14 protein-coding genes are annotated in these 13,516 nt (G+C 59.1%); 8 read left to right on the plus strand and 6 right to left on the minus strand.

Annotated elements, in window-relative coordinates; translation table 11 throughout:
• Positions 1 to 80 precede the first annotated feature (80 nt).
• Together ACXAC3_RS20165 and ACXAC3_RS20170 are read left to right on the plus strand one after the other, a co-directional pair.
• Positions 81 to 1,673 (plus strand): tetratricopeptide repeat protein, encoded by a 1,593-nt coding sequence (locus tag ACXAC3_RS20165; protein ID WP_475164195.1) that lies wholly within the window; start codon positions 81 to 83, stop codon positions 1,671 to 1,673.
• A 97-nt stretch (positions 1,674 to 1,770) separates the two neighbouring features.
• Entirely contained in the window at positions 1,771 to 2,001 is a 231-nt protein-coding gene (locus ACXAC3_RS20170) for a hypothetical protein (protein WP_475164196.1), read from the plus strand.
• Between the two features lie 39 nt (positions 2,002 to 2,040).
• Here the strand turns inward: ACXAC3_RS20170 and ACXAC3_RS20175 are convergent, their stop codons facing one another.
• Complete coding sequence (locus tag ACXAC3_RS20175; RefSeq protein WP_475164197.1) at positions 2,041 to 2,469, minus strand: hypothetical protein; 429 nt, start codon at positions 2,467 to 2,469, stop codon at positions 2,041 to 2,043.
• A 105-nt stretch (positions 2,470 to 2,574) separates the two neighbouring features.
• On the opposite strand from ACXAC3_RS20175, the gene ACXAC3_RS20180 reads away from it, so the two are divergent.
• From ACXAC3_RS20180 to ACXAC3_RS20195, 4 genes are all read left to right on the plus strand, one after another.
• Entirely contained in the window at positions 2,575 to 3,339 is a 765-nt protein-coding gene (locus tag ACXAC3_RS20180) for a helix-turn-helix domain-containing protein (RefSeq protein ID WP_475164198.1), read from the plus strand.
• A gap of 221 nt (positions 3,340 to 3,560) precedes the next feature.
• Positions 3,561 to 4,889, plus strand: coding sequence for an MATE family efflux transporter (locus tag ACXAC3_RS20185; protein WP_475164200.1), 1,329 nt, complete (start codon positions 3,561 to 3,563; stop codon positions 4,887 to 4,889).
• 452 nt (positions 4,890 to 5,341) lie between these two features.
• Positions 5,342 to 5,803 carry a carboxymuconolactone decarboxylase family protein gene (locus ACXAC3_RS20190; RefSeq protein ID WP_475164202.1) on the plus strand — a complete coding sequence of 154 codons (462 nt, stop codon included), beginning with the start codon at positions 5,342 to 5,344 and terminating at the stop codon, positions 5,801 to 5,803.
• Positions 5,800 to 6,690 carry a sigma-70 family RNA polymerase sigma factor gene (locus ACXAC3_RS20195; protein WP_475164204.1) on the plus strand — a complete coding sequence of 297 codons (891 nt, stop codon included), beginning with the start codon at positions 5,800 to 5,802 and terminating at the stop codon, positions 6,688 to 6,690. Before ACXAC3_RS20190 ends, ACXAC3_RS20195 begins: the two co-directional genes overlap by 4 nt.
• A gap of 58 nt (positions 6,691 to 6,748) precedes the next feature.
• Here ACXAC3_RS20195 and ACXAC3_RS20200 read toward each other — a convergent pair whose 3' ends face one another.
• The 4 genes from ACXAC3_RS20200 to ACXAC3_RS20215 form a co-directional block, all read right to left on the minus strand.
• On the minus strand, positions 6,749 to 8,434 hold the full coding sequence (locus ACXAC3_RS20200; protein ID WP_475164205.1) for an alkaline phosphatase family protein: 1,686 nt from the start codon (positions 8,432 to 8,434) through the stop codon (positions 6,749 to 6,751).
• A gap of 41 nt (positions 8,435 to 8,475) precedes the next feature.
• On the minus strand, positions 8,476 to 9,450 hold the full coding sequence (locus ACXAC3_RS20205; RefSeq protein ID WP_475164206.1) for an adenylate/guanylate cyclase domain-containing protein: 975 nt from the start codon (positions 9,448 to 9,450) through the stop codon (positions 8,476 to 8,478).
• Between the two features lie 359 nt (positions 9,451 to 9,809).
• A complete protein-coding gene (locus ACXAC3_RS20210; protein WP_475164208.1) occupies positions 9,810 to 10,142 on the minus strand; it encodes a YegP family protein in 333 nt (110 codons plus the stop codon).
• Positions 10,143 to 10,277: 135 nt separating this feature from the next.
• Complete coding sequence (locus ACXAC3_RS20215) at positions 10,278 to 11,180, minus strand: LysR family transcriptional regulator (protein WP_475164210.1); 903 nt, start codon at positions 11,178 to 11,180, stop codon at positions 10,278 to 10,280.
• 138 nt (positions 11,181 to 11,318) lie between these two features.
• On the opposite strand from ACXAC3_RS20215, the gene ACXAC3_RS20220 reads away from it, so the two are divergent.
• Positions 11,319 to 12,230, plus strand: a complete 912-nt coding sequence (locus ACXAC3_RS20220) for a PhzF family phenazine biosynthesis protein (RefSeq protein ID WP_475164211.1) — start codon at positions 11,319 to 11,321, stop codon at positions 12,228 to 12,230.
• Between the two features lie 134 nt (positions 12,231 to 12,364).
• Here ACXAC3_RS20220 and mscL read toward each other — a convergent pair whose 3' ends face one another.
• Positions 12,365 to 12,799, minus strand: coding sequence for a large conductance mechanosensitive channel protein MscL (gene mscL / locus ACXAC3_RS20225; RefSeq protein ID WP_475164212.1), 435 nt, complete (start codon positions 12,797 to 12,799; stop codon positions 12,365 to 12,367).
• 472 nt (positions 12,800 to 13,271) lie between these two features.
• On the opposite strand from mscL, the gene ACXAC3_RS20230 reads away from it, so the two are divergent.
• Positions 13,272 to 13,472, plus strand: a complete 201-nt coding sequence (locus tag ACXAC3_RS20230) for a hypothetical protein (protein WP_475164214.1) — start codon at positions 13,272 to 13,274, stop codon at positions 13,470 to 13,472.
• The last annotated feature ends 44 nt before the right edge of the window (positions 13,473 to 13,516 follow it).

A 13,516-nucleotide genomic window follows, 5' to 3' on the forward strand; every position in this document is an offset into this window, starting at 1 on the left:
CCGAGTGAGTCACGGTTAAACCGCCGCGCTGCCTTGTGACGCGGCCCGTCATCGGACAAAGTTGAGCGACGGAGGGAAACATGCTTGCCGAAGTAAGCTCTGCCATAGATCCGCGCGCCATTCAGGAACAGTTGAAGCGCGTCCTCGTCAGTCCGCATTTCGCGGATACCACGCGCCTGAACCGCTTTCTGTCGCATATTGTCGGCGAAGCGCTGGCGGGCCGGTCCGAGAAGCTGAAAGGCTATGCAATCGGCATTGACGTTTTCGACAAGCCCGAGGATTTCGACCCCACCATCGACACGATCGTTCGGGTTCAGGCCAATAAAATGCGCAGCCGGCTGGATCTCTATTACGCTCAGGAAGGGCGCGAGGACCCGGTGAGGATCCATATTCCCAAGGGGTCCTACGCCCCGGTTTTTGAGATCGCGTTTGACCCCGAACGCCGGACCGATGCCGAAACGCCCCCGGCGGCAACAGGCCGGGTTGCGGTTGCGGTGATGCCTTTTGACAACCTGAGCGGAGACCCGTCGCAGGAATACCTGGCCGACGGGTTCACCGAGGAAATCATCTCGGCCATCGCCCGATTTCGCGAGGTGAGCGTGCTGTCCCGGCACGTCACCTTTCGCTTTCGCGGGCGCGGCCGTGATCCGCGCGTGGTCGGAGGCGAACTGGATGTTCAGTATCTGGTCGAAGGCAGCGTGCGCCATTGGGACAACAAGCTGCGGGTGACCGCCCAGCTGATTGATGCGGAAACCGGCCAACAGGTTTCCGCGGACACTTATGACCGCGACCTGAGCGCGGACAGCCTGATTGAAATTCAGGACGACATCGCCGCGCGGATCGCCACGGAAATCGCGGAACCCCATGGCGTTATCCACCGAACGGGTGCCGTGCAACGCAGGGCGCAGACGCACACGCTGGATGCCTATCAGTGCCGGTTACTGGCCACCGAATACTGGCGTGAGCCTACGGCTGAGAAACACAAGAAGGTCCGCGACCTTCTGGAGCGCGCCGTTGAGATTGATCCCGAATATGCCGGGGCCTGGGGGATGCTTGCGATTGTCTACGGCGACGAAGTGCGCGGTGGGTTCAATTTTCGCAAGTCCCCCCCGCCCTTCGATCGCGCGCTGGAGGCCGCGCAGCGTTCGGTCGCTTTGGATCCGCTGAATGCCACCGGCCAGCACGCATTGTTTCTGACACATTTTCATCGCGGCGAGTTCGAAAGCTTTGAAGACGCGGCTGAAAAAGCCTTGCGCGCCAATCCGAATTACCCGGACATGCTGGCCGATCTGGCGGCCTGCTTTGCCCTGCGCAGCGATCTCGAACAGGCCGCAAGACTGAGCGCCCGGGCAATCGAGCTGAGCCCCAACCCGCCCGGCTGGTACCACGCAGGCACGTTCCTGATCTGTTTCATGAACGGTGACTACAGCGGCGCGCGGTCAGCGGCGCGCAAGGTCGGTGGTGGCATGTGGAATGGCTCTGAAGTGCTTGAGCTTATGTGCGTCGCTTACACGGAACCGGACGCTGACCTGGGTTCAACCCTGTCGGCCCTGAAGACCAACATTCCCGATGTAGACCGGTTTATCCGAACGCTCTACGCGATCTGGCATGTGCCATCGGACATCTCACAGAAAATGACCGAGGCGCTGCGCAGAACCGGGGCGCTGGACTGAGGTCCGGCCGTCAGGAATTTAACGGTGACTCACTCTGCCCGTTCCACCGATGCGCGTAGGAAGGTCCTGACTTCGCAGCAAAACCCGGAAACGACCCATGCTAACTCTGCCTCAGCGCCTTGATCTGATGAAACTTGCGACGGATATCGCAAAAACCAAGGCCGGCTGGTCCGAAGACAAGCCGGCCAAACTGGAAGAGGATATCCTGTCCATATATGAGCGGCTCAGGCCAAGCGTCGAAAGCGGCAGCGCCTTTGAGAACACCAGCATGTCCGATGTAAAAACCGCGGTTGATGTCGCCTCGACCATCGACGGTTTTCTGGAATAGCCGGTCCTTCTTTTCTATCCCAATGGAAGCCGCATCGCATCAGGATGTTGCGTGTTCGCTTGCCGTCCGGGGGCGGCAGGACATCAGGATCAAGACCAGAAATGACAGGTTCAGAACGACGTTAAAGGGCGCGCCCACCAAAACGGAGCCTGAGCTGTCGACGCAAAACCAGGACCATGCCGCAATCTGTGCAGTCCTGGCCGCGGCCACCGCCGAAACCGGGGCAACATAGGTTCCCAGCGCCCACTGCATGCCCCCCAGACCAACCGTAAGGCCGCCGGAGATGACCAGCAACAAGGGCGACGGAACCGTCAATTCCGGGGGAATGTCGTGAATTGGCCAATACGCAATTTGCAGAAAGATATGCGCGACGGGGTGCAGAAACGGCAGCGCCGCCAGCGCAAAGAGCACCCCGGTCGCGACAAGAACACCGCCAGATATCCGCATCGCGGACTGTTGTTGGGTCATGATCGTCTCCTTTCGATATGCGTCCTTCATGCGACGCGCGGCGGATGCAAATCAATTACCTCAGAGGTAAGTGATTTCTGTCCGGTCCCTTGCTAAGCTTGGTCCATGACACCCTACCCCGGCATGCTGAAAGAGTGGCGAAAGCGACGCAGGATGAGCCAGCTGGACCTTGCGGTCGAAGCTGAGGTCAGCGCGCGCCATATCTCATTTCTTGAAACCGGACGGTCCCGGCCCAGCCCGGACATGATCCTTCACCTGTCCGAGGTCATGAACCTTCCGGTCGATACCCGCAATCAGATGATGCGCGCCGAAGGGTTTGCGCCACGTTTTGCGGCAACGCCGATTGATGACGCGGCCATGTCGCCAATCCGGGATGCGGTCGAATGGACGCTTCGGCAACATGACCCTTACCCGGGAATGGTGCTGGACCGGCTCTGGACGGTTGTAATGCTCAACAGCGGTGCGCAAAGGCTTTTCAAGCCGCTGGGGATCGGCGAGGGGCAAAGCCTGCTGGAATTGGTGACCAGCCCGCTGATGGCTGAACTTGTCGAAAACTGGCCCGAGGTCGCGCATCACACGATGTTGCGCCTGCGCGCCGAAAGCGCCAATGCGGGCGGCATACCCGAACTGGATGCGGCGGCGCGCGCGTTGTCGCAACAGGGACATGCCCGCAGCGATGCGGTGATCGGGCCGACAATTTCTACGATCTACCGCTTTGGTGGTCAGCGGCTTTCCCTGTTTGGAACCATTGCGCAATTCAGTACGATCACGGATGTCACGCTGGACGATATGAAGATTGAACTGTTTTTTCCTGCCGACGACCAAAGTGCGAAATTCCTGCGTGACCTTGCGCACGCGGCTGCCAATTAGAGGCCGGTCTGGCCAGTGCCCCCACAACATACCGGCAAACAGCCCTGCAAAAGCGATCTGGACGCCGGTCAATTATTCCCTTAGAACCTTACACGTTAACTTGTCCCCAAAAGGACCAATCTCATGGTGTTCCCGTCGCAGGGCTGAGCAGCCCCTCTTCCTTCCGAGCATAAAGCTCCTTACCGCGACTTTTTCGCCGGACCTTGTCCGGCAGGTGACCCATGACAGACCAAATCCTGATTTCGCAGGCGCCCACCCGCGCCGAGTTCATGCCGCTGATCCGGCTGGCCGTTCCGCTGATGGTCGGGCTGGCCGCCGCGCTTTTGATCGGTGTCGTAGATACGGCGATGATTTCTCCGCTCGGGACGGTCCCGCTGGCGGCGGCAGGCGTGACCACGGCCGTTCTGATCATCCTGATTTCCGCCCTCTGGGGCGTGATCACCGCAATTTCCGTTCAGATCAGCCAGGCTGAGGGCGCGCGCGATGCCGCGCGGGTTGCGCTGGCGTTGCGCAGCGGGTTGTTGTTGTGCCTTCTGGGCGGCGGCGGAGCAGCCTTGGTGATGATGGCACTCTATCCGCTGCTGGGACCTTTGGGACAACCGAAGGAGGTTCTGGCGATCCTGCTGCCGTACTGGATGTCGATGGCGATCTGGATCGTGCCATTTACGCTGTTTTTCGGCCTGAAGGCCCTGTTCGACGCCGTCGGACGGCCCTGGACGGCTGTGGCGCTGTCGTATCTGGGGGTCCTGTTCAACGTACCCGCAAACTATGCCTTCATACATATCCTTGATCTTGGAATTCTGGGCGCAGGTCTGGCCAGCATACTCTCACAATGTACATCGCTGGCTGCCGGGATTTACGTGCTGATGCGCGCGCCCGGGCTTGCCGCCTTTCGTCAGCGGGTGAGCGTTGCCTGGGCGGATGTCTGGTCACAGGCCAAGGACGCCCTGCCGCTGTGCCTTGGATACGCAGGTGAGGGCGGGGCCTATGCCGTGGTGGGCCTGATGATGGGCTGGTTGGGGGCCGAGGCGCTGGCCGCCCATCAGATCGTCAACGCGCTTGCGGGGCTGGCCTATATGATCCCGCTTGGCATGGCGGGCGCGGCCTCGATCCGTGTCGGTCTTGCGGTCGGCGCAGGAAGTCAGGAGAGGCTCAGACCGATCCTGAAGGCGTCTTTTGTGATGGTCACGCTCTGGCAGGCGGTTGCCGCCATCGTCTTCATTACCGCTGGCCGTGTGATGGCGGAAACCATGTCGGATGATCCGGCCGTCATTGACCTTGCGGTCACGCTGTTTTTCATCGTGGCACTGCTGCAGGTCGCAGATGGCGTTCAGGGCACCGCGCTGGGTGCGCTCAGGGGGATGTCGGACATGAATCTGCCGACGATCATTACCCTGACAGCCTATTGGCCGCTTGCTTTGCCGGCCAGCTATGCGCTGGGATTCCTTTTTGATCTCGGAGCGGTCGGCGTCTGGATTGGCTATACTCTGGGTCTGGTGGCAGCGGCGATCGCCCTGCCCCTGCGGTTCTGGGCGCTGACACGGCCCTGAGTTTGGAGGCGGTGGTTTCGTTCCGCAAAGACCGCCTTGAAACTTTTGTGCCGACTTCGGCCGGCGAAGACGGCAACCCTCAAAATCTTTCGGACCGGATCTCAAAGGACCCAGCATGGGCCAAGAGCATTCGCACTGATAATGTGTCGATAAGTTCCGAGGGCGTCTATCGCCTGATGCCAGGCCAGAGCTAGGATATCGGCCTCGCCGGCTACATCCCGGAACTGGCCGCTGAGTCGTCGATTTTGCCAACGGAGCTGTACGAATTTGCCTGTCATTTTCACGCGATTTAAAGAAAGAACCCGGGCAGAACTGAAGGCGGCGCATAACATTCATCCGGAGTAGAAAAGTGAAAGGCGACATGGGTGGTACCAAAATATTTTCGCCTGCATGTCACACATCGCCCCTCTGCCGCGTCCTGTATTCGAACACCACAGAAACAGGAGCTATGAATGCAACCCCGTCTCAATCATTTCGCCGTTGCCCCGCAACTAATGCAACCAATGCTCGATATGGAAGAAACCCTGAAAAAGTCGGGCCTGGAACACAGCCTGATCGAGCTTGTCAAACTGCGCGTGTCGCAGATCAACGGCTGTGCTTTTTGCATCCATATGCACACCCATGACGTCCGGGCGCATGGCGAGAGCGAGGACAGGATGCACCTTTTGAATGCATGGCGCGAGTTGTCGCTTTATTCCGAGCGTGAGCGCGCCGCGCTGGTCTGGGCGGAAACCCTGACCCGCATCGCGGATGAAGGGGCCCCGGATGACGCTTATCAGGCAATTTCGGCGCAGTTCTCGGACCCGGAAAAGGTTGCGCTGACGCTGGTCATCACTGCGATCAACGCCTGGAATCGCATTGCCATCGGCTTTGCCATCCCACATCCTGCCACCAAGGAGGCCTCTGCCGCGTGAACACCAAGACCCCCGATCTTGAGGACCTGACTTTTGTCGATCTGCAACCGCGCCTGTTCGCGGTTGCCTATCGGATGCTGGGAGCCGTCAGTGATGCCGAAGACGTGGTGCAGGACGCATTTCTGCGCTGGCAGCGGGTTGATCAGGGGCAGGTCAAAGATCCCGTCGGGTATCTGATCCGCGTCACGACCCGTCTGTGTCTGGATCACCTGCGCGCGGCCCGGTCCCGGCGCGAGACCTATCCCGGAGAATGGCTACCAGAGCCTTTGATGACTGACGACGCCACGGAACGGCTGGACCGCGACGTTTCGGTGGCGCTGCTGCTGGCACTGGAACGTCTGACCCCGCTCGAACGGGCGGCTTTTCTGCTGCACGACGTGTTCGAACATTCCTATGGCGAACTGGCGCAAGCTCTGGATCGCGGGCCTGACACCTGCCGGCAACTGGTCAGCCGCGCCCGCAAACACGTACAGCGCAACAAACCGCGCGCACCAGTGGAACCAGACCGGGGCGAAGCCCTGACCCGGGCCTTTTTTGTCGCATCCAAAAGCGGTGACACCGCTGCGCTGACCCAAATGCTGGCGCAGGATGTCGAATTGTATACGGACGGCGGAGGGAAGGTGCCGGCGACACTCAACCCGATATTCGGGCGCGACAAGGTGATCCGGCTGTTTCAGGGGCTGGCCCGCAAGCGGTCTGATCAACGCGCCCGGCCCTGGCAGTTCTGTCGGCTGAATGGCTTGCCTGCCGTATTGAGTCTGGAACCGGGGGACATTCTGCAAGCCACATCGCTGGACATCAACCAAGGACAGATCACAGCGATCTACAGCATCCGCAATCCGGACAAGACGCGCCATCTGGCCGGAGTTCTGCCAGAACACCCATGAAACACGCTGCTGCGTGTTGAACATATGCAGATCGCACGCGGACCGGGCGACGCCGGCATCACTCCGCTGGCAGCGCCTCGTGCAGAACGGTGCCTGCGGCACCGCTTGGCAACGTGGTGCGGAAGATTCGGCTCAGCGTGACGGCAACGTCGGTTGTGGCAACCCGGTCATGGACGCGGCGCGGTGTGATCCCGGGACCCGAGAACAGGATCGGCACATGGGTGTCGTACCGCCAGGGCGAGCCGTGCATGACCGCCACCACGCCCTGATCCAGCAGGAACGCATAAGGGGACTGAACCACATAGATATCGCCGGACCGGCCCGGGTGAAGGTTGTTTCTGATCGGGGCCTCGAAATAGCTTCCAGCCTGAACCGCAAGCGGGTCGCGCGGCATCGCCATTGCAATGCCCGACCGGGCCATCAGGCTTTCGGCCACCAGTGTTTCAATGTCCCGTAGGTCCGCCCCGGCCTGTGCGATGACTTCATGATCCAGATAGATATAGGGGCGAAAGAAGGCTTTGATCGCCTTTCCCACGCCGAACTTCTCCGCCAGTTCCTGATTAAGTTCTTCCAGCAACACCGAGGGCTGATTGCGCGCGCTTTCAAAACCCTGATCGATCATGAACTCGGCAAATTCGGGCATTCCGTGATCGGCGGACAGCACAAAAAGCACGTTTTCCGCCCCAATTTCGGTATCCATGAAGGCAAAAAACTCCGCAAGGGTCCGGTCCAGCGCGCGGACCATCTCTTCGTTTTCCAGGCTGGAGGGGCCAAAGAAATGGTTGGTCGCATCCACGCCTGAAAAGCTAACGCTAAGATAGTCGGGATACGCATCCTGCCCCAGGCTTTCGGCCAGAACCGCCTCTTTGGCCAGCGATGCAACCAGTTGGTCGCCCAGAGGCGACAGCAGGACCTGCGTGTAATACAGCCCATCCTCGGGCGCTCCATAGGGGTGCGGGAAGGTCCGGCCAAATCCCTTCAGATCCGCCTCATAAGGGCGGTCATCATTGTCGGCCAGAAGATAGCTTTCCACCGGGTCTGCCAGTTCCCAACTGGTGCCGATGGCCGCGTCCGCGGGCCGGACCATGTTCCAGTTCGCCACCCATTCAGGGTAGGCGTCGTAATAATAGACACTGGTTTCAAACGCACCGGTCGCAGCCGACATCCAGAACGCCTTGCCGAAATGCCCGGCCATGGACACTGCGGACCGGTCCTTGCCGGAAAGGGCAATGATCTTGGACCGGCCATTGTTTGACTTATAAAGCTCGTCGCCAAAAGTGGTCACCAACAGGTTGCGCGGCGACCGTCCACCCGCTTCGGCTGCGGCCTGCGCCGGGTCAGTCTGATCCGCTTCTCCGGCAAATCCCTGCACCGGCAACAGGGGGAAATCGGGGTCTTCGATATTGTATCCGATCCGGCCGGATTTGCGGTTGTACCACGCATTGCCGATCATCCCGTGTACCGACGGATGCGCACCGGTGGCCAGCGTTGCATGGCCGACGATGGTTTCGGTATTGGCGTGAAGATGGTGGGCATCCGTATACCAGACACCGCCATCCATCATCCGCCGAAAACCGTCCGGTCCGAAGCTGGACCCGTAGCGCGAAAGAAGATCGCCGCGCAGCCCGTCCACCGTGATCTGCACGATCAACCGGATGTCCGACGGCCCCTCGGCGCGTGCCTGTAAGGGCGGTTGGACCATCGCAGCGGCAAGCAGGGCAAAAGCCGGAACAAGTCGTGTCATGAATTCCCCCTTCTTTCCTCCCTCATAGGCCACGGCGGGTATCAATTCGCCCAGCCCAACCGAAACAGCATGTGCGTCCCGTCAAACCCCTTCAATTGAACGTCGACCGGATCGTCGAAGTCAAATCCGCGGTTGGTCCCCGCCATCAGGCGCGTGATGTCCGACAGGCGGATTTCATCCGGTGCGGCCGCGCTTGTGACGCGGGCGGCCTTGTTCACCACATGGCCGAAAAAGTCGTCCTCTGTCTGGACCACATCGCCGCTGTGGATACCGATCCGCAGCGATAGCGGCGGCTCGTGAACCTCGGCCGCGTTCTGTTGCTGGATCATCTGTGCCGCCGTCAGGGCAGCGTGGGCCGACGAAAAGGTCGACATCGTGCCGTCCCCGAGGGATTTGACAAAAACCCCTCCAGCATCGGTCACGATACGCTCAACCAGCGCAAGATGCCGTCTTACGGTTGCCGCCCAGCTCTGATCACCCATCGCGTCGGCCAATGCGGACGAGCCGACGATATCGCTGAACATGACCGAAGCCATGCCCTCCTTTTGGCCGATCGTGAAATTTTCGCGTGCCGCCCGGACCAGGGCATCCATCGCGGTTTGTTCGATCCCCATCTTCTCGATATTGGGCATGGCATTCGAGCCATGAAACTGAATCATCCGCCACATTCCGTCCTCGATCACCAGAACGAATGTGAAGCGGCACGGAACCAGTTTGCCGTTGCTGTGAAACCTCAGGTTGGCCAGGCAATGCGCCCATCCCACCTCGCCCAGTTCAAAGGCGCGCAGACTGGCCTCCTCCCAATCGAACTCGGGAATTTCACGCGCATGGGCTGCAAACCCGTCGCGCAGAACCTTGCCCCACCAGGTCTCGCCCTCGGCGCTGCCCTGATAACAGAGGTGTTCCGACGTCGACAGCATGTTTGTCAGGGTTCGGCCGTCCTTGCGCCGCATCGCTTCGTTCCATCGGCGAACGACGGCAACCAGTTCGGGCGACGCGGTGGGTATGTTTGCCATTACTGTATCGGCCTGCCAGTTCTCAAATCCCGGTCTCCTTTCAGGCGGCGACTGCAATGCGATACACCTGCCAACGAAGAAGCTAAGTAGACCAACACTGCCCGCCCCGTTCGGACCGATCAAGTCAGGCGTGCGTTTTGACGGGCTGACAAGGCCTGAATTCAAATGAAACGACCGCTGCGCGCCCGTTCGCGTTTATACAAAGAAGATGGTGAGGCCGCCAAATACGCCGTCCCTGACAACCAAATCCCGGGTGTTTCGGCGGCGAACTTAGGGCGGGCAAAAACGTGAAGCTTGTCCACGCAGTTCGCCCGCCGCATTTGGTCCAATGCCACGCGGTTTGGAATTACCGCGTCAATTCAGGAAAGATCGTCGACACGCGCGTCTGGCGCATTTCGCTTGACGGACTCGATCCCGTTATCCCGCCCTGACGTGCTGGTATAGCTTTCGCTGGTGCCGATGACCTGACCGTTGCTGGCCTTCAGGTTGAACATATGACCACCGGACTTGGTTTCTTTGCGCTCATACCTGTCATCATTCGGCGCATTGTTCTTGACCAACTCGATGCCGTTCGTGGCTCCTGCTTTCTGCGCATATCCTTCGCTGGCCAGAATGGTTTCACCATTTCCGGCTTTGAGGCGAAACCGGAACTCGCCGGCCTTGTCTTTGTATATTTCGAACTTCCCGGCCATAAGACGCCATCTCCTCTGTTCTACTATCGGTTTTTCCAAAGACGTTCCTATAATTGCGCAAATGTCTCAAGAAAAAAGATGAATCCGGTGTTCGACTGCCGACACCCCGAAGCGGTAAGCCCGCGTCCGAGGGCGTCAGTATTCCAGTGCCGCCTCGCGTTTCAGGCAGTTCGCGGCAAAATCGACGAACGCGCGAACCTTTGCGGACACCATCCGCCCTTCGTGATGCACGATGTGAACCGGCGCCGGGGGCGGGTTGTAAGCGGATAGAACAGCCCGCAGACGCCCGTCAGCCAGATAAGGTGCGACTTGATAGGACAACAGCCTTGCCAGACCCTGACCCCGAAGCGCCATTTCGATCACCGCATCATTGGTGTTCATGCTGATCCGTGGATGAACGCGCACAGATACCCGCTTGCCCTGCTTCTGAAACTGCCACTGGCCTGACGGTGACAGGGCTTGCGAGTTGATCAGGGCGTGCCGGCTCAGGTCTTCCGGGCATTCGGGTTCGCCAGCCTGCTCCAGATATTCGGGTGCGGCAAACACAACCTGCCTGACCGAACCGCAGCGCACCGCCATAAGGCCAGAATCCGCAAGCGGACCTATCCTGACGCCAACATCAACGCCCTCGTCTATCAGGTTGACAACCCGGTCCACGTATAGCGTTCGCGCCTCGATGCTTGGATGCTGCGCCAGAAACTCGGCCAGAATTGGCGTGATGAACATCTTGCCAAACAGAACAGACGCAGTGAGGTTAAGCAGCCCTTTGGGTTCCTTATATGTCCCGAGTGCCGCGCTTTCCGCCTGTTCCAGATCAACGAGAATGCGCTTGGCATCTTCCAAAAATCTGCGCCCGCTCTCGGTCAGCATGACAGACCGCGTTGTACGCACGAACAACCGAACGCCCAGATCGCTCTCCAGCATCGAGATGGTGCGCGTCACGGACGGCGGCGACATGTTCAGATTGCGCGCCGCGACGGCAAAGCCACCCAGATCGGCCACTTTCGAAAAGACCAGAAGCGCGTGAAATTTGTCCATGTCATTATTCCAAAACTCTGAATAATGAATTTATCATTACCACCATTCCGCCAATTTGTGAAACGGCCTATGTTGCAGCAGACGGCAGCGAACACGCCACCAAGGCACAAAACGCCTGCGGGATTTGGGAGATATGCAATGAACGTAAACAAACCCATCGGCCGAAACGTGACCGTTCAGATCGTGCACGGATTTGTGGACAACGGACAGGGTGGCAATCCTGCCGGGGTCGTTCTGGATGCCGACGGCTTGACCGAGGCGCAGATGCTGAAAGTGGCGTCACAGGTTGGCCTGTCCGAAACCGCCTTTGTCTCGCAATCCGCGACCGAGGGCTTCAAGCTGGATTTCTTCACCCCGAACCGGAGGATCGCCCATTGCGGTCACGCGACCATCGCGGCGTTTTCGCATCTGGATGCGCTCGGCCGCATTCCCGAACCCGAAACTTCTAAGGAAACCGTGGATGGCCCACGGCGGATCAAGATGAAGGATGGCGCCGCGTTTATGGAACAGTTGGCCCCCAAATATGAACCGCCTGAGAACTGGGCCGCCAAAGGTGTTGGGCTGCAGGACGTGTTGGGATCACTTGGTTTGTCCACGGATGACCTGGACCCTGACCTGCCGCCGGTGCTGGTCAATACCGGCAACAGTTTTGTCGTGATCGGAGTGGCCGACAGGGAAATCCTGGCTTCGATCAATCCCGACTTCGAGCGGATCACAGAAATCAGCGATCGTCTGGACCTGATCGGATACTATGTATTCACAACGGCCCAATGCACCGACGGGCGCGATGCCACCACGCGCATGTTTGCCCCCCGATACGCGATTCAGGAAGAGGCCGCGACAGGAATGGCCGCGGGACCGTTGGCCTGTGTGCTGCATGACCTGGGCCACCGCCGGCAAAGTGAATTTCTGATAGAACAGGGCGTGTTCATGGACCCCCCCTCGCCCAGTTTGATTCAGGTGGAACTGGAGGTTCGCAACGGTGCAATTGCCGGCCTGATGGCCGGCGGTCATGGCAAAGTCATGCGATCCTTTCAATTGTCGGTGTGACTAAAACTGCGTTTGGGGCGACATCACAAAACACGGATGCCGCCCCAATTTGAAAACAATTGCAGATTGTCGATGCAATTCACGCACCCGGGCCGGATGGCGGTAAACTGCCAGAGAAAACGTAGGGGCCGGAATTAGGCCTGTGACTTCAGCAGGTCCCGAATTTCTGCAAGAAGCTCTTCGGTGCCGGGACCTTTGGGTTCCTCGGGCGCCTCTTCTTCCTTCTTCATGGCGGCATCCTTAATGCGGTTGACGGACTTGACCAGCATGAACACCACCCAGGCAATGATCAAAAAGTTGATAACCGCCATGATAAAGGCACCATAGGCGAATACGGACGCACCGGATTCCCGCGCTGCTTCCAATGAAGCTCCTTCGGGAACGTCACCCGCAAGCACCGCATAATTGTTGGTAAAATCCACGCCGCCGGAAACCAGCCCGATTATGGGGTTGATCAGATCTCCGACCAGCGAGGTTACAATGGCGGTAAAGGCCGCACCGATGATAATGCCGACGGCCATGTCCATGACATTGCCCTTGGCGATGAAATCCTTGAATTCGTTCAGCATACGTAATTCTCCCTCGATTTACTTTTTCATTGGTTCGTTATCTTTCGAATTTCCGTCAATATAGCGCGAAATCAGAGATGTGTAACGTCTGAGAAACAATGGGTTTCTGCCCGGCGGGAGTGGACACCCCTGCCCCATTGGTTAGTTTTACCAAATTCCCGGTCCGGGCGAGTGACGCTCGCGGCAATGGGCAAGAACTCGCCTGTACAATAGACGAGCCGTCTTCCGGACCCGCCGACCCACGTCGACCTTCCTTTGTTTCTTTTCCCGACAAATTCACCGCATCCCTCTTTACAAACCGACCAGCGGTCTCTAATTACCGACTTCCGGTCTGTTATCGGCGGATTTGCTGCGGCCGACCGGGTTTGACTGTGTTCTCCTGCCGTGAACCGCCCATCTTTTGCGCATCAGCCTCTCTACGAACACCACCCCGAGGAGTGTCCAACTGCGCCTGACAGAAAAGGATTGAATCATGCTTCGTGAAACCATTCGCGCACCGCGCCTGATCCTTGCATTTGGCACCTTCAACTTTGGTCGGGTAAGGCTGTGGCCGGCATCGGGCCGAACGGCGAGAGACCCCAAGATCACCGCCAACCTGCCCGACCACCTGCACCGTGACGTCGGCCTGATCGCGCCGGCCCCAGAAGATCGCGAACTATGGTGGAGGTACTAATTCCCTCGGTCCAGCCGTACTGGCGTCGACCAAATACGGGAAAA

This window comes from Ruegeria sp. ABV4_181, assembly GCF_056158465.1.

Excerpts from the sequence above, each read along its gene's own strand:
- mscL (WP_475164212.1), bottom strand. The coding sequence starts at position 12,799 with ATGCTGAACGAATTCAAGGATTTCATCGCCAAGGGCAATGTCATGGAC.
- ACXAC3_RS20190 (WP_475164202.1), top strand. The coding sequence starts at position 5,342 with ATGCAACCCCGTCTCAATCATTTCGCCGTTGCCCCGCAACTAATGCAA.
- ACXAC3_RS20185 (WP_475164200.1), top strand. The coding sequence starts at position 3,561 with ATGACAGACCAAATCCTGATTTCGCAGGCGCCCACCCGCGCCGAGTTC.
- ACXAC3_RS20230 (WP_475164214.1), top strand. The coding sequence starts at position 13,272 with ATGCTTCGTGAAACCATTCGCGCACCGCGCCTGATCCTTGCATTTGGC.
- ACXAC3_RS20180 (WP_475164198.1), top strand. The coding sequence starts at position 2,575 with ATGACACCCTACCCCGGCATGCTGAAAGAGTGGCGAAAGCGACGCAGG.
- ACXAC3_RS20200 (WP_475164205.1), bottom strand. The coding sequence starts at position 8,434 with ATGACACGACTTGTTCCGGCTTTTGCCCTGCTTGCCGCTGCGATGGTC.
- ACXAC3_RS20210 (WP_475164208.1), bottom strand. The coding sequence starts at position 10,142 with ATGGCCGGGAAGTTCGAAATATACAAAGACAAGGCCGGCGAGTTCCGG.
- ACXAC3_RS20170 (WP_475164196.1), top strand. The coding sequence starts at position 1,771 with ATGCTAACTCTGCCTCAGCGCCTTGATCTGATGAAACTTGCGACGGAT.
- ACXAC3_RS20175 (WP_475164197.1), bottom strand. The coding sequence starts at position 2,469 with ATGACCCAACAACAGTCCGCGATGCGGATATCTGGCGGTGTTCTTGTC.
- ACXAC3_RS20165 (WP_475164195.1), top strand. The coding sequence starts at position 81 with ATGCTTGCCGAAGTAAGCTCTGCCATAGATCCGCGCGCCATTCAGGAA.
- ACXAC3_RS20220 (WP_475164211.1), top strand. The coding sequence starts at position 11,319 with ATGAACGTAAACAAACCCATCGGCCGAAACGTGACCGTTCAGATCGTG.
- ACXAC3_RS20205 (WP_475164206.1), bottom strand. The coding sequence starts at position 9,450 with ATGGCAAACATACCCACCGCGTCGCCCGAACTGGTTGCCGTCGTTCGC.
- ACXAC3_RS20215 (WP_475164210.1), bottom strand. The coding sequence starts at position 11,180 with ATGGACAAATTTCACGCGCTTCTGGTCTTTTCGAAAGTGGCCGATCTG.